The 19,851-nt window shown below is 38.6% G+C and carries 18 protein-coding genes; 3 read left to right on the top strand and 15 right to left on the bottom strand.

Annotated elements, in window-relative coordinates; genetic code table 11:
• Nucleotide 1: 1 nt before the first annotated feature.
• The 12 genes from GQR53_RS01290 to GQR53_RS01235 all read right to left on the bottom strand — a co-directional run bounded on the left by GQR53_RS01290 (nt 2) and on the right by GQR53_RS01235 (nt 12,522).
• Complete coding sequence (locus GQR53_RS01290) at nt 2-415, bottom strand: biopolymer transporter ExbD (protein WP_004334764.1); 414 nt, start codon at nt 413-415, stop codon at nt 2-4.
• A gap of 53 nt (nt 416-468) precedes the next feature.
• Entirely contained in the window at nt 469-996 is a 528-nt protein-coding gene (locus GQR53_RS01285) for a MotA/TolQ/ExbB proton channel family protein (protein ID WP_165742654.1), read from the bottom strand.
• Nucleotides 997-999: 3 nt separating this feature from the next.
• A complete protein-coding gene (locus GQR53_RS01280; protein ID WP_004334754.1) occupies nt 1,000-2,367 on the bottom strand; it encodes a MotA/TolQ/ExbB proton channel family protein in 1,368 nt (455 codons plus the stop codon).
• Nucleotides 2,368-2,377: 10 nt separating this feature from the next.
• Nucleotides 2,378-3,130, bottom strand: a complete 753-nt coding sequence (locus tag GQR53_RS01275; protein WP_004334751.1) for a DUF3450 domain-containing protein — start codon at nt 3,128-3,130, stop codon at nt 2,378-2,380.
• Between the two features lie 252 nt (nt 3,131-3,382).
• Nucleotides 3,383-3,997, bottom strand: a complete 615-nt coding sequence (locus tag GQR53_RS01270) for a DsbA family protein (RefSeq protein ID WP_165742653.1) — start codon at nt 3,995-3,997, stop codon at nt 3,383-3,385.
• A gap of 13 nt (nt 3,998-4,010) precedes the next feature.
• Nucleotides 4,011-5,093 (bottom strand): GGDEF domain-containing protein, encoded by a 1,083-nt coding sequence (locus tag GQR53_RS01265; RefSeq protein WP_165742652.1) that lies wholly within the window; start codon nt 5,091-5,093, stop codon nt 4,011-4,013.
• A gap of 5 nt (nt 5,094-5,098) precedes the next feature.
• The gene (locus tag GQR53_RS01260; RefSeq protein WP_165742651.1) at nt 5,099-6,988 is read right to left on the bottom strand and encodes a methyl-accepting chemotaxis protein; all 1,890 of its coding nucleotides are present in this window, start codon (nt 6,986-6,988) and stop codon (nt 5,099-5,101) included.
• Nucleotides 6,989-7,244: 256 nt separating this feature from the next.
• Entirely contained in the window at nt 7,245-8,501 is a 1,257-nt protein-coding gene (locus GQR53_RS01255; RefSeq protein WP_165742650.1) for a sugar MFS transporter, read from the bottom strand.
• A gap of 88 nt (nt 8,502-8,589) precedes the next feature.
• On the bottom strand, nt 8,590-9,480 hold the full coding sequence (locus GQR53_RS01250) for a transporter substrate-binding domain-containing protein (protein ID WP_165742649.1): 891 nt from the start codon (nt 9,478-9,480) through the stop codon (nt 8,590-8,592).
• A gap of 78 nt (nt 9,481-9,558) precedes the next feature.
• Nucleotides 9,559-10,071 (bottom strand): RNA methyltransferase, encoded by a 513-nt coding sequence (locus GQR53_RS01245; protein ID WP_165742648.1) that lies wholly within the window; start codon nt 10,069-10,071, stop codon nt 9,559-9,561.
• Nucleotides 10,071-10,583, bottom strand: coding sequence for a YcgN family cysteine cluster protein (locus tag GQR53_RS01240; protein WP_004334734.1), 513 nt, complete (start codon nt 10,581-10,583; stop codon nt 10,071-10,073). The genes GQR53_RS01245 and GQR53_RS01240 overlap by 1 nt, the downstream gene beginning before the upstream one ends.
• A gap of 97 nt (nt 10,584-10,680) precedes the next feature.
• A complete protein-coding gene (locus GQR53_RS01235) occupies nt 10,681-12,522 on the bottom strand; it encodes a DUF885 domain-containing protein (protein ID WP_165742647.1) in 1,842 nt (613 codons plus the stop codon).
• A gap of 154 nt (nt 12,523-12,676) precedes the next feature.
• Here GQR53_RS01235 and GQR53_RS01230 point away from each other — a divergent pair, with 154 nt between their 5' ends.
• Together GQR53_RS01230 and GQR53_RS01225 are read left to right on the top strand one after the other, a co-directional pair.
• On the top strand, nt 12,677-13,954 hold the full coding sequence (locus GQR53_RS01230; protein WP_165742646.1) for an amidohydrolase family protein: 1,278 nt from the start codon (nt 12,677-12,679) through the stop codon (nt 13,952-13,954).
• A gap of 218 nt (nt 13,955-14,172) precedes the next feature.
• Nucleotides 14,173-16,593, top strand: a complete 2,421-nt coding sequence (locus GQR53_RS01225) for a TonB-dependent receptor (protein ID WP_165742645.1) — start codon at nt 14,173-14,175, stop codon at nt 16,591-16,593.
• A 138-nt stretch (nt 16,594-16,731) separates the two neighbouring features.
• Here GQR53_RS01225 and adhP read toward each other — a convergent pair whose 3' ends face one another.
• Nucleotides 16,732-17,742 carry an alcohol dehydrogenase AdhP gene (gene adhP / locus GQR53_RS01220; protein ID WP_165742644.1) on the bottom strand — a complete coding sequence of 337 codons (1,011 nt, stop codon included), beginning with the start codon at nt 17,740-17,742 and terminating at the stop codon, nt 16,732-16,734.
• 204 nt (nt 17,743-17,946) lie between these two features.
• Between adhP and GQR53_RS01215 the strand changes: the two genes are divergently transcribed.
• Complete coding sequence (locus GQR53_RS01215) at nt 17,947-18,492, top strand: MarR family transcriptional regulator (RefSeq protein ID WP_024596846.1); 546 nt, start codon at nt 17,947-17,949, stop codon at nt 18,490-18,492.
• A 40-nt stretch (nt 18,493-18,532) separates the two neighbouring features.
• Here the strand turns inward: GQR53_RS01215 and GQR53_RS01210 are convergent, their stop codons facing one another.
• A complete protein-coding gene (locus GQR53_RS01210) occupies nt 18,533-19,549 on the bottom strand; it encodes a lytic murein transglycosylase (RefSeq protein ID WP_004334714.1) in 1,017 nt (338 codons plus the stop codon).
• The gene (locus GQR53_RS01205; protein ID WP_008134235.1) at nt 19,542-19,829 is read right to left on the bottom strand and encodes a YcgL domain-containing protein; all 288 of its coding nucleotides are present in this window, start codon (nt 19,827-19,829) and stop codon (nt 19,542-19,544) included. The genes GQR53_RS01210 and GQR53_RS01205 overlap by 8 nt, the downstream gene beginning before the upstream one ends.
• Nucleotides 19,830-19,851 lie beyond the last annotated feature (22 nt).

The raw sequence follows: 19,851 nt of genomic DNA, 5'->3' as shown, positions 1-19,851 counted from the left end.
CTTAAGACGCATCTTGTGCGGCAATTGATACATCAAATGCGCCCGCAGCGCGCGAGGCATCCATCACCTTTATTAACATTTCGGTAGTGGCTTTTTTATCTGCTTGAATCACAACGCTACCTTGTGGATTTTCAGCTTTTAAACGCTCGATATTGGCTTGTACTGCGCGTACATCAATTTGACGTTTATTAATCCAAATCTCGCCTGTATCAGAAATCGCCACAAGGATATTTGCACGCTCTTTTTTAACCGCTGTTGCAGCTTCTGGGCGGTTAACATCAATACCGGCTTCTTTAACAAAAGAGGCAGTTACAATAAAGAAAATAAGCATGATAAATACAACGTCTAGCATTGGGGTCATATTTATTTCTTCAGCTTCATCTTCTTGAAATAGGTTTCCTAACGGGGCTCTCATTTTTATTCTCCTAGGATGAGCGGCTTTATAAGAGCCGCTTATCAAAATTTTGCTTAATGGTCTAAAACCATGCTGTCTTGTAGTAGTTCTACTTCGCGCTTAGCTTTTCGTTGTAAGTACGTTGAGGCAAATACCCCAGATAACGCACCTACCATGCCTGCCATTGTCGGGATAGTTGCTTTTGATACCCCTGATGCCATTGAGCGCGCACTACCTGTGCCGGTAATTGCCATTACATCAAACACTTCTATCATGCCTGTTACAGTGCCTAACAAACCAAGTAGCGGGCACAAAGCAACCATCACGTTAATTAAAGAAAGATTGGTGTTTAAGCGCATACCAGCTCGCGATATCATCGCTTCGCGTATTTGCTCTGCATTCCAGCTATCTCGTTCTGCACGGTTGATCCAAGTGGCTTTAATCGCATGCTTGTAGCTTCTAAAACCATTAAAAAAGTAAATAAATCGCTCGAGTATCAATAACCACATCGCGAAGATTAACACCCCGATGACCAAGAGAACTTGGCCACCGGTGTCGAGAAAATCACGGATAGCATTGATTGAGTCAATCAATAGCACCATGGTTTATGCTCCCTTCTCGCTTCGCTCTGCAATAATACCGGCGCTCTGCTCTTGAATAGTTAACAAGATATTTTTAGCGCGAGTATTAAGTAAGGTGTATAAAAATACCGTTGGTATGGCGACCACTAAGCCCAATACCGTTGTTACTAGTGCTTGAGAAATACCACCCGCCATTAATTTAGGATCCCCAGTACCAAATAAGGTGATTGCTTGGAATGTATTGATCATGCCGGTTACCGTACCTAGTAAACCTAGTAGCGGCGCAACAACAGAGATGATTTTGATAAGTGTTAAATTACGCGTCACTTTTGGCATTTCACGTAAAATAGCTTCACTTAATTTAAGCTCAAGTGTGTCGTGTGAAACACTTGGAAATTGATCTTTTACTTTCATTACGCGTCCAAGCGGATTGTCATCACGTGCAACTGTATCTTTAAGCTGGCGACGAATTTTACCGCCCATGATTAATAACGAGAAAAAACGCTCTAGTGATATAAGAAGTGCAATAACACCCACGCCTAAAATCACATAACCCACTGTGCCACCTTGATGAACACGTTCTTGTGTATCAGGTGCTTGTACTAATAAACCAAGAATAGAGCCGCCTGTTGGGTCAAGTGCAAATTGCACCACGCCACTTTTAGTGCTTTGTAGCTCTTCTGCTGTTGCAGTAAAGCGCGATACAGGTTGACGTGTTAATTCACTCAAAGAATTAGTCGAGGAATTAAACTCTAAATACTTACCGTTTGATATAAGGTTGAATGCGCCCACTCGCACAACTTCTTGCTGTGCTTTAGTACCGCCTTCAACAATAACACTTGCGTTAAAACGACTTACTTTACCTTGCTCGGTCATTTCGCGTTGTAATTCAAACCATACTTTTTCAATATCTTCTATTGAAGCAAGTTTTGAAGTTGAGCCCATCTTTTGAGCAAGGTCATCCATAAACGTACTGCGCCCAGCAATCTGAGCAGATACTATTGATGTCGCAAATTTATTACTAGAATCCCCTGCAACTTGCTGAAGAACGCCAAACAACTCTTTAAGCGAACCCATTCGTTTAGAAAGCGTGTCTGTTAAGTTAGCAAGTTTTACTTCGTTTTCTTCAAATTGCGTTTCTAGACGCTCAGATTCCACCAGCATTTGATTGCGCTTTGCTTGGGTATTTTTAAGTGTTTGTACTTGCTCGTTTTGGCGAGCAGCAAACTCTTGTTCACGTTGTTTATTTTGCTCGCTTTGAGCTGATTTACCATTTTCGAGCGTTTTAAGTAATGAATCTAAGTTCATTGGCTCTGCCGCTATACTTGCACCAGTGATGCTTAAGCTTGCAGCAAAAAGAGCTATTTTTGTCATTTGAGTAAACAATTTCATTTTCAACCTCTTATTCTGCTGCATGTACTGGCAGAGTTAACATATCTGGGGCAAGTTGTTTACGCGCAATGCGTAAACCTTTATTAATTTGGCTTATTGTAGAGTCTGGTAATGCTTCAAATGATTTTGTATCTGCATTCCAACTACCTGCTTTTTTGCCATCGCGTGTTAAGTAAATAAGCTCTAAACGGCCAATGCGTAAAAAATCAACTTCACGCTCTTTGTCATCCACATTTAAAAGTGCGGTATAAGCTTCAATAGTGCGCCCGTAGTCTACTTCTACTTGATACGCTTCAAGTACACGACGAAATTTTTCACTTGAGTTAATATCAGCACGATTCATCATTTCTTTTAAAGACGTAACACGCTTAGTGCGCTCATCAGCTAAAAATGGAATATCTAAAGATACAAACTGCTCAAGACCTTCAATCATTCTAAGCATTAGCGGCGTAATTTGACGTTCAATAATAGAAACCTGATCCATTGACAGGTTTAAAGATTCCATCTCTTCTATTTGATTATTTAATTGTTTAGTTAGCTGGGCGTTGTATACAGCTAAACCATCAATCTCTTTATTGAGGGTTTTAAATTGCTGTAAACGTCCTTGCATTGAATCTGCAATCTTGTCTATTTTTGTTTGTGATTGCGCAGCTGATTTATTAATTTCACTGCTTTTATCAATAACCTTATCTAAATCATTTGCGTGTACTGCTGCACTTGCGGCCACAATACCAGCTAAGATTAATGGTTTAACGCCTTTCATCGCATACACCTTTACTCGTTAGTTAGCGGATTTGCTAGTTTGTTTTTTTAGGTCATAAACTTTGTTATATAAATAATTTATGACTTAATAATTTCAATGAGCAGGAGTTTATAGATGAAACATGACAAGGATGTTGCGCAAAAAAGTCGCTTTTATGACAATGGTAACAATTAAGACTTACGAGGAGGTTCTAACGCGAATAAGGGTACTTGCTGGCCAAATACCCCCTATTAAGAAGATGCAATAAGGTGGTTAATCCAAAATTGAATTAATTTGATTAAGGGAATAGTGCCAATCGGTATAATTAATTTCTATAGGGTGAGCTTTATTATCTTTAATAAGCACTAGTGAGGGAAAACCTTGAATTGGTAAAGTGCGAACAAACGATAACTCCGCTTTAAATTCATCATTAAGCTCGCTTGACGCTAGCTGCGCCGAAAACTCATCTTTATCTAAGCCAATTTTTTCAGCCAAACTAATTAATGTACTTTCATCAGACGGGTTTTGTGCGTTTAGGTAATAAGCGTGTTGAATTGCAGCCACCATTTGAGCTTCTTTATCCGCTTTACGCGCTATAAGTGCAGCTCTACATGCGGGATACGTTGAACGCCTTGGCTGGCAATTACGCCAAAAGTTATAATTAAATTGCGTACCTAACTGCGCTGAAATTTTATGCCAAGTCCCCTCTAGCATCTCTTTCATATTTTGTGGCATTGGGTCTTGGCTATCAGGTGCTAGGCCACCGACTTTATATTCAATTGCTACTTTACCAGCAAGCTCTGACTTTAGCTTAAGCCAGGTTGGAGAGTAACCCCAACACCAACTACACATTGGGTCATGAACATATATTAATTTACTTTGAGACATATTAATCCTTCAACTAGTTTGAGACGACTCTATTGCGACCAGCAGCCTTTGCACTATAAAGAGCTTCATCAGCTTGCTTTAATGAATCATCATAATCAGTTACTTTATTTACTTGGGAAATACCAATGCTACAGGTGATTGAAATACACTGCTTGTCATCAGTGAATATAACATGCCCTGCCACGGCTTCTCGAAATTTGTTCGCAATTACAGTGGCTGTAGAGGCAGTGAGCTGCGGTAAAATAACGACAAATTCTTCACCGCCATAACGGGCCTTTAACGCAGTTGCCAAAAATTGAGACTCAAGAAGTTTGGTAAATTCTATTAATACCGTATCACCAAAATCGTGACCATGCGTATCGTTTAAAGATTTAAAATTATCTAAATCAATTAACAAAATTGAAAAAGGTAAGTACTGCTCTGGGCGTGTTTGAGCAAGCTTTAAAAAATGAGAGGTAATAAAACGTCTGTTTGCTATACCAGTAAGGGGGTCAGTATAAGCATCTTGTTTTTGCTCCAGCGTAATATCGGCAATAGCCATATGGCTTTTATGCCTAAAATACTCACCAATAAATGAGAATAAAAACACCATAGAAAAGGACGCTATAAAACGTGTTTTTTCTACGTTGCCATAGCTAACTTGACCAAAGTCAGGGCCGTATAAAATAACAATACAAGAAAACAGTAAGGTACAGCCTAACCAAGCACCTAGTCTAACCCCTAAAGATGCAAACGTTACGACAGGATAAAACATTAGCCAATATAGCGCGGTATTATCTTTACCGCCGGTATAAACAAGTGCAACAAACATCATGCACACAATGCTCATACTTATTAATGCCACAACTTGCAGATTACCCGTTTTTATAAAATAGATAGAACAGCTTATATTTGTAATGTTAACGATAATTAATGAAGCGGTCAGTAGTGGCGAATAAAGCTTATAATTAAAAAACACTAATACTGCGATCAACACAATTGAAATCCCAATCATGGTAAATAAAGAAAACGCTTTGCGTTGCATGTCTGAGCTATAAACACTGTCGATATTTATCAGACTGAGCCAATTTGGTTTATTCACATTTTTTTTAGTCATTAATTTTATACTTTAAACTTTTGAACCATATTTTCTAAAGCACTAAACTGTTGTTTTAGTTTGGTACATTCGTCAAGCGTGTCATTTAAGTTGGCCTTGCCTTGTATACAAAGCGAATTAATTGTTTGAATATCTGTATCTAATAACTTAACAACTTGGTTTTGCTCATCTGTTGCAGTGGCCACAGAGTGATTTGCATCGTTAATTTGTTGAATCGCTTGTATAACATGGCTCATTAAATTGCCAACAGCATCGGCTTGTTGCACGCTTTTTTCACTGCCTTCAAGGCTTGTTTTCATAAGCTCTACAGCAAGGTTTGAGCCTTTTTGCAACTGACTAACCGTGTCTTCAATCTCTTGCGTTGACTGTTGAGTGCGGTGCGCTAATTGGCGAACTTCATCTGCTACAACGGCAAAACCGCGTCCCGCCTCTCCTGCTCTAGCGGCCTCAATTGCGGCATTAAGTGCCAATAAATTAGTCTGCTCGCTTACACCTTTAATAACTTCAAGCACTTGGCCAATACTGGCTGTATGCGAATTTAAACTGTTTATAGTTTGCTGAGCTTTTTCCATATTACCCGAGAGCTGGTGGATAGTTGCAACACTGTGGCTTAATGCTTCTTGGTTTTGTGTTGAATGTTCATCTGCATTTTTAGCAAGCTGCGATGCACTCTCTGCATTACTTGAAATATCCATTAATGTAGCTGAAAACTGGTTGATAGCCGCTGCAACACTATCGGTTCGTTTACTTTGATCATCATACATAGACAGCGAAGAATGTGTTTGTGATACCAAGCTCTCAATAGCTGTATCTAATTGCTTTGTAGACTCTTTTACTTGCTCTATTGAATGCTGAATTTTTTCGATGAAAATATTAAATGAATAGCTTAAATCGCCAAATTCATCGTCGTTTTCAACGGTTAAACGCCTTGTTAAATCGCCCTCACCTTGTGCTATATCTTTAATAGCATCGTTTAAACGATTCATTGGCTGCATTAAATAGCGTAATAAAAGCTGCATCATAATTATAATAGTGATAATTCCTATCACCATAAAAACAGCTGCGGTTTGGCCAAAATTAGAGACACTGGCATACGCTTTATCTTTGTCTATAACAACACCTAGGTACCAATCTACGTTTTCAATACCACTAATTTTTGTAAACGAAATAAGCTTAGACTCTCCGTTTATCTCGTACTGGGTAAACTCACTTTGTAAAGGCGTATTAGTGCCAAAGATGTCTGATGTATTTTTTAAGTTTAACTGAGCATTTGGATGGCTTAACACTTGGCCTTTGCTGTCGAGTAAAAAACCATAACCGAGTCCTAAAAAGTCAATATCGTTGATAATTTTTGTCACGGTCTGCATATCAATATCGGCACCTGCAACGCCGCTAAATTGGCCATTTTGGAGTATGGGTACTACCGCTGAAATTGTAAGCTCGTTAGTGGTCACATCGATATAAGGAGTTGTAAAAGCGGTATTTGATTTGTTTTCGACTAATTTATACCAAGGACGAGAAGTCGCATCAAAATCTGGAGGTAATACAACTGATTGATCGTTTAATATAAACGTGCCGCTAGATTTACCTATATACGTATTTTTAAAGCTTCCAGCAAGCTCTGCTGTATTTAATAGTGAAAGGGTGAGTGCTTTAGAATCATTCGCTTTATGGGTTTTAGCAATTGATATTACAATCGCCAACTTTGCATTTAACCAACTCGCTATATTTTGTGAAACAGATTCGGAATTTTGTTGCAATACCAGGCTTAACTGATGCTCGGTTTGCTTGTGCATCGCAATGTAGTTATTAAAAGTAAATAATCCTAGCACCAAAACCAAAATTAAGGAGGCTGCAATAGTCACTTTGGAAGTAAATTTCAACGAGTTAAGCATATACATCCTTTTTATTATTTATCATTATTAGCCTTACTGTTTTAGCAAAAATTTAGCTAAATGTCCTAGTAAAAGAGACTTACAGTTAGGTTATTGATGAAAAATAAGAATAAAGGATTGTAAAAAAATAGGCTTTGGTGGGTAACTTGCTAATATTAAAATAATTAATGACTAGATTTATTTTTTATGGAACGTTCCTATTAACTGTAGCTTTATAAGTGACTGAATACGTATTCAGTCACTCTTGTATAGTCTGTTATTTCCACTTATTTGCTAAGCGAACAACATTTAAACCGTACCATGCAATAAATACATAACATAACATTGGAACAAAAAAGCTTTGCTGTATATTTACTGTATCAGCTATAAACCCTTGCAGTAATGGTACAAGTGCACCACCAACAATTGCTAAACATAACCAGCCAGAACCTTTGCTCGTCAATGATCCTAGTCGCTCGATTGCAACTGAAAATATAGTCGGGAACATAATTGAGTTAAATAAACCAATTGCCAATACTGAGTATAAAGCGACGTCACCTTGAGTAAAAATAGTGATCAATAATAGCGCAATAATACTAAATGCATTAAACGCTATAGCTTTAGAAGGTGCAATCTTTTGTAATAATACAGAGCCAATAAAACGCCCTACCATTGCCCCGCCCCAGTAGTAACTAATAAGTGCAGCCGCAGTATGCTCTTCAAGCCCTGCTATGTGCGCCTCACCAAAGTAGTTAACTAAAAAGCTGCCAATGGCAACCTCTCCACCTACATAACAAAATATAGCGAGTACACCCATAGTTAAGTGCGGTGCTTGCGTTAACGAACGAGATTCAATTGCTGTATTATTTTCCTCTTTGTGGGCTTCAATTTCTGGAAGCTTTATAAAGGCAAATACAATAGCGATAAGTAATAAAGCGCCAGCAAGCATTAAATAAGGCACTTTTACAGATTCAGCAGTTGCTGCAGATGCGGCTAAACTACCTGCAGTACCGAAAAATAATAAACCACCAACATAAGGCCCAACGGTAGTACCAAGCGCATTAAGTGCTTGTGCTAAATTTAGACGAGAAGAAGCTGTTTTTTCGCTGCCAAGAGCAGCAACATAAGGATTGGCAGAAACCTGAAGTACTGTTACGCCTGCAGCAAGTACAAATAAAGCGCCTAAAAATAGCCAATATTCATGTACTACAACAGCAGGGTAAAACAACATACACCCCATAGAAGCCACAATTAAACCAGTTAAAATCCCTTTTTTGTAACCAAATTGCTTAACTAAAAGCCCCGCAGGAATAGAAACAATAAAGTAAGCCCCAAAAAAGCAAAACTGTACTAGCATCGCTTCAAAAAAGCTCAAATCAAATACGCCTTTTAAGCGTGGTATTAGTACATCGTTTAAAACAGTAATAAAACCCCATAAAAAAAATAGGGTCGTCATTGCAGTCAGTGGAAACAGATAATTTTTATTTGGCTGTTCGTTGACCGCGAATGATTGGTTTGTATTTATTTCACTCACGTCGTTTTCACTCCATTAACAAGTTGAAAACGATTTTACATGTTTAAATATAAATTAGTTAGCGCACTTATGGAACGTTCCAGTAACGTTATTCACATTGCGTGTTGGTCGCCCTAATAATTCGGTCTATTTCGCCACTGTTATTAAACTGATAAAGCCCTTCGTTTATATCCTCTAATACTAAAAGCCAATTATGCGCACGCTTACTAATGGCAAAATATAACGAGTTATATTGCAAAGGAATGCTTTCTTGCTCAATGGAAGAAAGCAAAGACTGTTTTTCAGGTTTAGTTAAAGAGGAGTAAGCCACAGATGATTTCAAAGCTTGAGGATCGCCTATAACCAAATCAACACGCTTAGCAGTCAGTAGCTTAACAAGCTGTAAATCATCAACAGAGGTGATAACTTCAAACTCGCCATTGTCCATCATGGCATCAAACTCTGGCGTATTTTGATACCCTCGAACAACACCAATCTTAAGCCCTTTGAGCGAGTTCAAGTTTCCTGTGAAATGGTCTGTATCGCCTTTCCTTTTTAAAAAAGCAATTTCGCCACCTTTAAACGAATTAGATAAGCCGAGTAACTCTCGACGTGTTTTACCATCAACATAATCGGAGGGGGCTGTATCTTCTATAAAGTATTCAGGCATTAGTATGTCAGCCCTGCCTAGTTCTACATTTCGTACCGCTCTTGCCCAAGGCAAAAATTCAATATATACGCTGTAGCCCTTACTATTTAACAAGGCAATTGAAAATTGATAACCCCAGCCTTTATTACATACATTATTACCAATATAGGGAGGCCAATCGAGTGTGGCTAGATGAAGTGTTTGTTTGGAGTTTTTAGCTTCATAGAGCACCCCTGATTTATGGGAATGCCCAGTTAAGGTGTGTTGAGTACCATTTTGAAAATACTCAACCGATGTTTCAGCAAAACTATTACTAGTTGTTAGCAATAATATAAAATAAAACCAGCGCATTTTAGTATCTATTTGTGATTAATAGTGTTTTTAAGTTTAGCTACTACTATCACTTTTGCACAAATAAACCTTAACTAATCAGCTTTTTTGCCACCTCATTTTATTGTTTGTATCACGAGAGCTAATAATAGTATCGTCACTACTCTCAACGCCGCCTAATTTAGCTAAGCGGTCATACAAAACTACATTACAGGTTGCCGCTAAATTCATACAGCCAATAGTTGGAATATATACCACTTCATCGCACCACTTTAAGACGTCTTTTGATACAGAACCATCTTCGGGGCCAAATACATAAAATGCATTTTCAGGATGTTTAAACTCAGGTAAAGGTGTTGCACCTTCAATAAGCTCAATAACCACAACCGTTGCGCCTTGTGGCTTTATTGCTTCTAAATTATCTGTTTCGGTTAAAGGAATACGCTCCACTACATTTTTTGTATCTGTATGGAATTTTTTGGCATTTAAGTAGCGATTGCCTGTAAAAAAAACTTGTTTAGCGTCAAAACAGCCAGCTGCTCGCAATACACCACCAACATTAGTCGGGCTTTTAGGATTGATTAAACCAATTACGGCTTGTTGTTTACTCATTAATCTACGTCCTTTGTTGGCCATTCTGCAATGTACAAATCAAAGTCGTCGAGCTTTACATCGCAATCTTTTACTGTTTTGTCTTTTACAGAAATACCTAGCTCATGCATCTTTGTTTTATCACCATTATTTAATAACGGATGCCAAGAAGCCAAACCACGACCTTCATGTAAACGACGGTAACTGCAGCTTTGTGGCATAAAAAAGATGTCTTTAAGGTTTTCTTTTGTGAGTTTTACACAAGAAGGAACAAGCGTTTGGCGGTTTTCATATTCGCTACAACCACAGGTGTTGTTATCGAGATACTGACATACAATATTAGTAAATATTAATTGCTCACCTTCGCGTAACTGATCGGTGGCGGTAAATTCGTCTTCATCTTCGCTATCAATAAACGTATTTAAACAACATTTTCCGCATCCATCACAAATGGCTTCCCATTCGTTTTGACTCATGTCACTTAAGCTTTTTTTAAGCCAAAATTGTGTATTTGCTAATTGTTGATCAAACATAGTTTACTCGTGCCCCCTAAAGAGCGCGCATTCTACCGTATTGCTGTAAATGGCGCAAAGCCAATACCCTTTCAAAGTACTGGCTTTGCGCTACAAATTAGCTTTGAGATTTAACCCAACGCTTAATTTTTTCCTCTAGAATTGGCATTGGCAATGCGCCATCAATTAATATTTGCGTGTGAAACGCTTTAATATCAAATTTATCACCCAGTTGTTTTTTAGAAAAATCACGTAATTCTTGAATTTTAAATTGCCCTAACTTGTAAGAAAGCGCTTGTCCTGGCCATGCAATATATCGCTCTACTTCAGCAATTACATCACTTTTAGCCATAGATGAATTTGCAAGCATGTAATCAATACCTTGTTGACGCGTCCAGCCTTTAGCATGAAAACCTGTATCGAGCACTAATCGCATAGCGCGTAATTGCTCATCCGATAAACGTCCATACCACATATAAGGGTTGGTAAATAAGCCTAGCTCTTTACCTAAGCTTTCTGCGTAAAGCGCCCAACCTTCTGCAAACACGGTATAGCCACCAAATTTACGAAAATCAGGTAAGCCCTCTATTTCTTGCTGAAGTGCTATTTGAAAATGATGACCCGGGGCTGCTTCGTGAATCGATAAAGTTTCAAGTAAAAATTTAGGCTGCGCTTTTAAGTTATAAGCATTGATATAAAAGATACCAGGGCGAGAGCCATCAGGTGCCGGAGATGCATAAGATGCACCAGCTGCCGACTGCGCTCTGTAGGCTTCAACCGCTTTTACAACGTAAGGTGCTTTGGGTGCTATGTTAAAAAGTAGAGGTAAACGCGCATCTATTTTTTTCTTAACGTTTTCATATGCCGCAATTAACTCCTCGGGCGTGTCGTAGTAAAATTCATCTGAATCACGTAAATGATCAAAAAATTCAGATAGCTCACCTTTAAAGCCTACGGTTTCTTTTACTTTTTTCATTTCGCTTAAAATGCGCGACACTTCACTTAAACCAATGTCATGAATTTCGTCTGCAGATAAGCTAAGCGTCGTGTTTTTCTTAATTTGGTATTCGTACCATGCTTTACCGTTTGGTAAGTCACTGTAACCTACGCTTTCTCGACTATTAGGAATATATTGATTAGCTAAAAAGTCACTCATACTTTTATAAGCCGGTACTAAGTGCTGCATAATCAATTGACGATACTGCGCTGTAATTTTTTGCTTTTGTTGTTCGCTAAACGATTCTGGTAATTTTTTAATTGGTCCCCAAAATAGTGAATCCTCTGGATTTTTAACTACATGAGCTGCAAATTGTGGCTGTAATTTTTCAGCAAGTGGTTTTGGTAACGTAATACCTAGTTTGATGCCTTGCGCCATTGAACGCTCTACACTTGCAAGCCACTTTACAAAACCTTCGCTACGCGAGATAAAAGCCGTGTAATCTTCAACGGTATTAAACGGCTGAGCACTTTGACCTGAACCAAAACCTGCAAAGGTGTTATGCGCACCCGCCATTTGATTTATTGGTAGTAAATAATCAGGGAACTGCATGCCTTCTAATTTAAGTGCAAGGTCACGCTCTAATATTTCAAAACTTAAAAGCGATTGCCCTGTTAACTGTGCTTTATCTATAAAGTTTAATCGCTGTTGATATTTTTTATAAAAAGCGGCTTTTTTTGCTCTATTTTCTTTTGAAATCATAGGCGTGAATTGATCGTTAAACTCATTACGACCATTGTAAGTTGCGCTGATGGGGCTATATGTGAGCGATTCATCGTAATACTGTACAACAAGTACATCGAGTTGTTGCTCTGCTGAAAGCTCTGAAACAATACCTGCCGATGCGTTAACTGTGTTTAACTGTGTACTGGTATTAGTGTGTGTACTAAGCTCAGTATTCATACAGCCACTTAAAGCAAACATAACGCCACTGGCAACCAATGCTAATTTAATTGATTTCATGTTAATCCTTTTTAATATCGTTTTTTAATTATGCGCATTAAAGCGTGCTTAATAAAGAAATTACGATAGATTGCATTCATCGTATTAAATTTGCACTTTTATCTGAACTTGTTACATTTCTATTAATTAAAATATGATTTAAAAGAAAAATAAAATGAAAAAACAACTACTCAGCACCTCTATTGCCTTACTTTGCTTAACCGCTTTTAATACCCATGCAGTTACATACCTATCAGCTAAAGTCATGGTTGATGTTAAAGATGGCAAGCTCATTAAATCCCCTTTAATTACTATTGATGATGGCGTAATTACAAACATTGAACAAAATAAAAAACCAACGCTGTCTAAAGATGATAAACATATTCAACTCCCTGATTTAACCCTTATGCCAGGTTTAATGGATATGCATGTGCATTTAACGAGCGACCCTACGGTTCCGCGCAGTGAACGTTTAGGCCAGTCAGTTCCTAGAATGGCGATTAAAGCGGCTCATTTTGCTAAAAAAACCTTAGAAGCTGGATTTACAACAGTACGTAATGTTGGCGCAGAAGGTTACAGCGTCATAGCCGTGCGTGACGGCATAAATGCGGGTGACATAGTTGGCCCTCGTATTTGGGCTGCAGGCCCATCACTCGGCATTACTGGCGGGCACTGTGATAACAACCGATTACCTCCTGAGCTTAAATATACTTCAAGTGGCGTCGCAGACGGTCCATGGGCTGCGCGTATAAAAGTACGCGAAAATATTAAATACGGGGCAAATGCTATTAAGTTTTGCGCCACAGGTGGAGTATTTTCAAAAGGGACTAAAGTAGGTGCACAGCAGTATTCTTTTGAAGAAATGAAAGCCATTGTTGATGAAGCCCATATGCGAGATTTACCAGTAGCTGCCCATGCGCACGGTACAAGCGGTATAAAAACAGCGATTAAAGCAGGTGTTGATAGCGTAGAGCACGCGAGCTTTTTAGATGACGAGGCAATAGCGCTTGCTAAAGAGCATGGAACTTGGCTTTCTATGGATATTTATAACACCGAATACACGCTCACTTATGGCGAGCAAAACGGCGTAGACGAAGAAAACCTAAATAAAGAGCGCCAAGTTTCTAAAAGGCAACGTGATAGCTTTAGCCGTGCTGTAAAAGCGGGTGTTAAAATGGTGTTCGGTACCGATGCAGCAATTTACCCGCACGGAGATAATGCAAAACAGTTTAGCCGCATGGTTGAATTTGGCATGACAGAACTACAAGCCATTCAAGCATCAACTATTAATAGCGCTAAGTTATTAAAAATGGATACTCAGTTAGGACAAATTAAAACCGGATTTGCAGCTGATATAATTGCGGTTAAAGCAAATCCTCTTAAAAGTATTAAAACCTTAGAGGCAGTACCTTTTGTAATGAAAGCAGGGGTTGTTTATAAAAACCAGTTGTAAATACACACTATTAAGGCTGAGTTTACTCAGCCTTAATAAAACTCTCACCTATCTTGAATATGCCATAAAAGGGTCACCGCCCCCCTATTAGACTCGATTTTGTCTATTAATTATCCGAACAATTTTATTTAATCAAATAAAATGAACTTTCTATTCACTTTAAAAACAATAACCATTATCATTCGCGCAAATTCAATAACGCGAATAGTTATCACTCTATGAAAACGTTTAAGTACTCTCTTATTACTCTTGCTTGTTTAAATGCAAATATGGCATTTGCCCAAAATACACAAGTTGATGCTGATATTGAACGCATCAGCGTATACGAAAAGCAAAACCGCGTGGTGATGAGCTCTGGTCTTGCTACTAAATCAGACATGTCTTTAATGGAAACTCCTGCACCGGTTGTAATTATTGACCGAGAACTTATTGAATCTCAAGGTGTGGATAGCTTACAAGATTTAGTTAGAAACGTAAGTGGCTTAACACAAGCAGGTAATAATTACGGTATTGGTGATAACTTAGTAATTCGTGGTTTAGATGCAAACTACACCTACGATGGTATGTACGGTGGTGCAGGCCTGGGTAATACATTTAACCCAACTCGTTCACTTACAAATGTTGAATCTGTTGAGGTTTTAAAAGGCCCAGCAACAGGTTTATATGGCATTGGTAGTGCAGGTGGCGTAATTAACCTAATTGAAAAAAAACCCGATTTCGAAGAAAAACACAAAGTATCGGCTGAGCTTGGCCAGTGGGATAGCTATTCATTATCGTTTGATAGTACTAACGCTATAACAGATGATTTAGCTTATCGTGTAATGGCTAAAACAGCGTCAAGTGACGGCTTTCGCGATTTAAAAGAAGATCGCGACGAAATTTATACCTCGCTTAAATACGTGCTAAACGACAGACAAAACATCATGCTTTCTGCAGCCTATATAAAAGATGAAATAGCGGTTGATTCTATTGGTCACCCTATTCGTATTTACGATGCAGAAACTGCAAATGGCTTAAGCGCGGGTGAAGTAACTGGTGCCGATTTAGTAAACGATCCGACAGGAAGCGGCGTACAGTTAAGTGATGCACAACGCGACCAACTTGCTAATTCATTATCAGCATCAGATGGCTTAACACCTTATAGCTTTGGCACAAATGGTATTATTTCACCAATGGCTGATGCTAACGAAGGTGAAGAGTTGCGTTTTAAATTAACGCATAACTATTACATTACTGACGATTTGTTTTTAAACCAGCAGCTACAGTACCGCAACTACACATCTAGTTTTGCACGCCAAACAGGTGCATATAACTACGTCTATTCAACGCGCAGTGGCATTATTAATAATGACCCTCGTGCACCTTTAGTTGAAGACGGCGTACTTTACCCGTTTGCAGCACGCCGCCAAGAATACCGCCAAGTAGAAGCGGACGAAAAATCGTGGCAGTACTTTTTAGATTTACGTTATGACTTTATGTTAGGCGACGTAGATAACGAATTGCTTGTTAACGCCAACTATGAAGATAGAGATATTCGCTTTAAACAATTCTCAATATGGGATCAAGATTACGTACTCACAAACAATGATGGTGATGTAACGTACCAAGGTTCTTTACCGTATATTTACGATATAAGAGAACCAAATTGGCCAACCGGTAACTTTGAAGATTACGATCCACTTAAAACAAGTGACTACAATAAAAAAGTACAAGCATGGGGCTTAGGCATTCAACATGTTGGTTACATAACTGAAGAACTTACAACGCGTATTGGTGTGGCATATAACCGAATTGAGCAAACTTATGAGCACTTTGGTGTTGATGAGCGTTACAGTTCTAGCCGTGCAGAGCCAACACCTGAAGCGAGTACATCAGATTCTGGCTTAACGTATAACCTTGGTGCAACGTATCAGCCATCTGAAGATTTATCTGTATTTGTAAATCATTCAAAAGGGCGTACAGCGTATAGTGTATTAGGCTCTGTGGCGGGTAATGAAGCTGACCGAGAAGATTCAGAGTCTATAAGTAACGACCTAGGTTTTAGATTTAAAGCATTTGATGACCAACTACTCGCATCTGTTGTTATATTTGAAAGCTCTCGTACTAATTTAGAATACGCAAACCCGCTTTATGACGCTTTAACATCAGGCTCAGATGTACCTGAAAGCTATTATGATGGTAAAGAGCAAACAAAAGGTGTTGAGCTTGATTTAAATGCTTACTTGAACGATAAATGGAAAGTAAACGTAAACGGTATTTATCAAGATGCACGTGACAAAAGTAATCCTAACAGCAGCAGTTACGACACACGCCAAAAAGGTGTGCCTTACGTAACAGCAAGTACGTGGGTAACCTACTACGCAGATATGTTTAATTTACCTGAAGCTGTAAATATAAGTGGTGGTATTACATTTGTAGATAACAGAAGTACTAATTCAAGTTCGTTTTCGATTCCTGATGGTTATGTACCAAGTTACACAACTTACGATACAGCTGTATCGTATACAACTGATAAATGGCATATGCAGTTAAACTTAAATAACTTGTTCAACAAAAAGTATTACTCAAAAGCGATGTTTTTAGGTGGTATGCCAGGGGAAGAGCGTAATGCAAAACTAAGTTTTAGTTACACACTTTAACTAGCTAACCTGAACTCTGGATAATAAATCTATCTCAAGCAGCTATTTTCAGCGCTCAGGTTAGTTAAATACTTAAAAAGCACGGTTTTCTAATTTAGAAGCCGTGCTTTTTTGTGTTTTATAAACGCTTAATCTAAATTAAATAGTAACCACTATGCGACCGTTAATTTCACCTTTGAGCATATCATCAAAAATTTCGTTAATGTCCTCTAAGCGTTTTTCTTCAATAATCGCTTTTACTTTACCTTGCGCTGCAAATTCCAAGCATTCTTGCAAATCTTTACGTGTACCAACAATAGAGCCAACTACTGAAACGCCATTAAGCACAGTATCAAAAATAGGAAGTGGCATATCCTCTGGAGGTAATCCCACTAATACGCATTTACCGCCACGGCGTACACTTTTATAGGCTTGTTCAAACCCAGCTTTAGACACTGCAGTACACACAACACCATGCGCGCCACCGACTTGTTCAAAAATAGCTTCGCTTGGAACCACCTCTTTAAAATCGAGGGTGATATCTGCGCCTAGCTCTTTAGCAAGCGCGAGTTTTTCTTTGCCTGTATCAACAGCTATTACATTAAAACCCATTGCTTTAGCATATTGCACGGCCAAGTGCCCAAGCCCGCCTACACCAACAATAGCAACCCACTGCCCTGGTTTAGCACCAGATACTTTTAATGCTTTATAGGTTGTAACACCTGCACAAAATAATGGAGCAGCCTCAGAAAAGCCTAATCCCTGAGGTATTTTTACAACGTAGTCGCCATGCGCTAAACAATATTCTGCATAACTACCATCAATAGAATAGCCCGTATTGTGCTGCGATAAACACAGTGTTTCTTTGCCATCTAGGCAAAACTCACAGTGCCCACATGCACTATAGAGCCAAGGAATACCGACTCTATCGCCAACTTCTAAGTGCTTAATGTTGCTTCCGACTTTTTCGATAACACCGACACCTTCGTGCCCTGGTACTAATGGCATTTTTGGTTTTACTGGCCAATCCCCATGACAGGCATGTAAATCGGTATGGCAAACGCCACAGGCCGCTATTTTTACTAAAACATCGTTTATTCCCACCTCAGGAATTGGTAGGTCTGTTATTTCTAATTTACCTTTGTATTCATTATTAATTGCAGCTTTCATAGTCATTCCATCGTATGTGAAAAAATTAAAAATAAGGATTTATTTACGTATTGTTGTGTACAACATATCCCAATATAGATGTATAAATATTAATCTAAATTATACTTTAGTCGTTAAAATCAATTTATAAAATGGCTAAGAACTTGCTATCCAAAATGAGCGTGCTAGCATTTACTTTCTGAAATTACTGAAAGTTACTAAGCTATGAGTTTATCCGAAAAGAATTTTGCCTTTGTAATGCATTGTGGTGAGATGGGCAGCCGCTGGGGATTCAATCGTACTATCGGACAAATGTGTGGTTTGCTGATTATTACTAAAAACCCAATGACAGCTAATGAAATTGCAGATGCGCTTAGTATTTCTCGCGGTAATGTAAGTATGGGCATTAAAGAGCTGCAATCGTGGCAGTTAATTAAAGTACAGCATATTCCTGGCGATCGTAAAGAGTACTACGCCCCTGCTGGCGATATTTGGGATATGGCAAATCGCGTATTTGAAGAACGTAAAAAGCGTGAAATTGAGCCCACCTTAACGCTACTACGCGATAACTTATTAGACGAAGCCAGTAACGACGATGAGCTTTATGCACAAAAACAAATGGGTGAGATTCACAACCTACTTGAAACTGTCACTAAATGGTCATCAGAACTACAGCGTTTAACGCCAGAGCAACTTAATAAGCTAATGAAGCTAGGTTCTGGAATTGGTAAAGTTATTGACCTAAAAGAAAAGATATTCAAAAAAGAATAAAGCCGCAATTGCGGCTTTATTTATAGGTATATTTTAAAAATTAGATTTTTGGATAACCAATTCTATCCGACAAGTAACCTACACTAGTAGCAAAGTAATACGAGCGATTCCAATGCATAAACACTTTGTAGTTATCGTACGCTAAGTACATACGGCCATTTATATCATCAGGCATAACCAGCGCAGCACGTACGTCTACATTAGGTAAATCAGAACCATCAGCTTTACGAACACCCAGTGCTTGCCAATCAGCTAATGAGCGCTCTGAGTCATTCCAATATTCTAACCACTGCTTGCGAGTTTTGGTACCACGCACTAAAACGTATTTACTATCAAAGTTTTCAGGTAACTGAACTTGGCGACCCCACGTAAGAGAGTCATTCCAGCCTTCTTGTTTTAGATAATTAGCAATTGAGGCAAAAGCATCTTCTTTTGTAGTCCAAATATCTTTACGACCATCGTTATTGTAATCAACCGCGTAAGCATTAAAAGAGGTAGGCATAAATTGCGTTTGCCCCATTGCGCCTGCCCAAGAGCCTTTAAATTTATCAAGCGTTATGTGGCCCGACTTTAAAATATCCAGTGCAGCCCAAAGTTGGCGCTTATAGAGTGCTTCTCGGCGTCCATCAAAAGCAAGTGTCACTAATGATGAAATAACGTTATGACCGCCTTGAATTGTACCAAAGTTACTTTCAAGCCCCCAAAGCGCGACTATAAAGCGTGCTTGTACGCCAAACTCTTTCGCTACTTTTTCAAGTACCTCTTTGTTTTCTGCGTAAAGCTTACGTGCGCGGTCAATTTTCCATTGTGGTACACGTTTTGGTAAATACGTTTCAAGGGTTTCTTTTACTTCTGGCTGGTTTTTGTCAGCCGAAACCACTTTTTCTTTATACGTTGCTGTTGCAAACGCATCGTCAATAAGTTTGGCTTCGTAACCTTTTGCGATAGCTTCTTGCTTTAAATTCGCTAAATAATCTTGAAATTCAGCCTGAGTTTTTGCCATAACAGGTGAGCTTAAACATACACCACATAATATAACGATAAGTTTTTTAATCACTATCAACTCCATTGTCTTTTCTTAATTGGCTTAGCAAATTTTGCTCAGGTGGTGGAATTTGTAAGTAGTAGCCTTTATCAGGATTTGATAACGCTGCTTTTACAGTTTCTAAATCTGCCCCACCTAAATGCTCACGTTTTGCTAAATTGATGATCATCACATAAACAGGTTGACCAAACATGGTCATCAAAGGTTCCGGAACTTTACTAAAATCATCTCTTTTTTCAACAAATAAGAACGTATCCGCTTTTTTCTTACTTTTATATACTGCAGTGAGCATTATGGCCCTATAAATTCTTGCT

The sequence above is a fragment of the Pseudoalteromonas sp. Z9A6 genome (assembly GCF_011378805.1).
Taxonomy (GTDB): Bacteria; Pseudomonadota; Gammaproteobacteria; order Enterobacterales; family Alteromonadaceae; genus Pseudoalteromonas; species Pseudoalteromonas distincta.
This window is presented reverse-complemented; position numbering and strand designations above follow the sequence as displayed.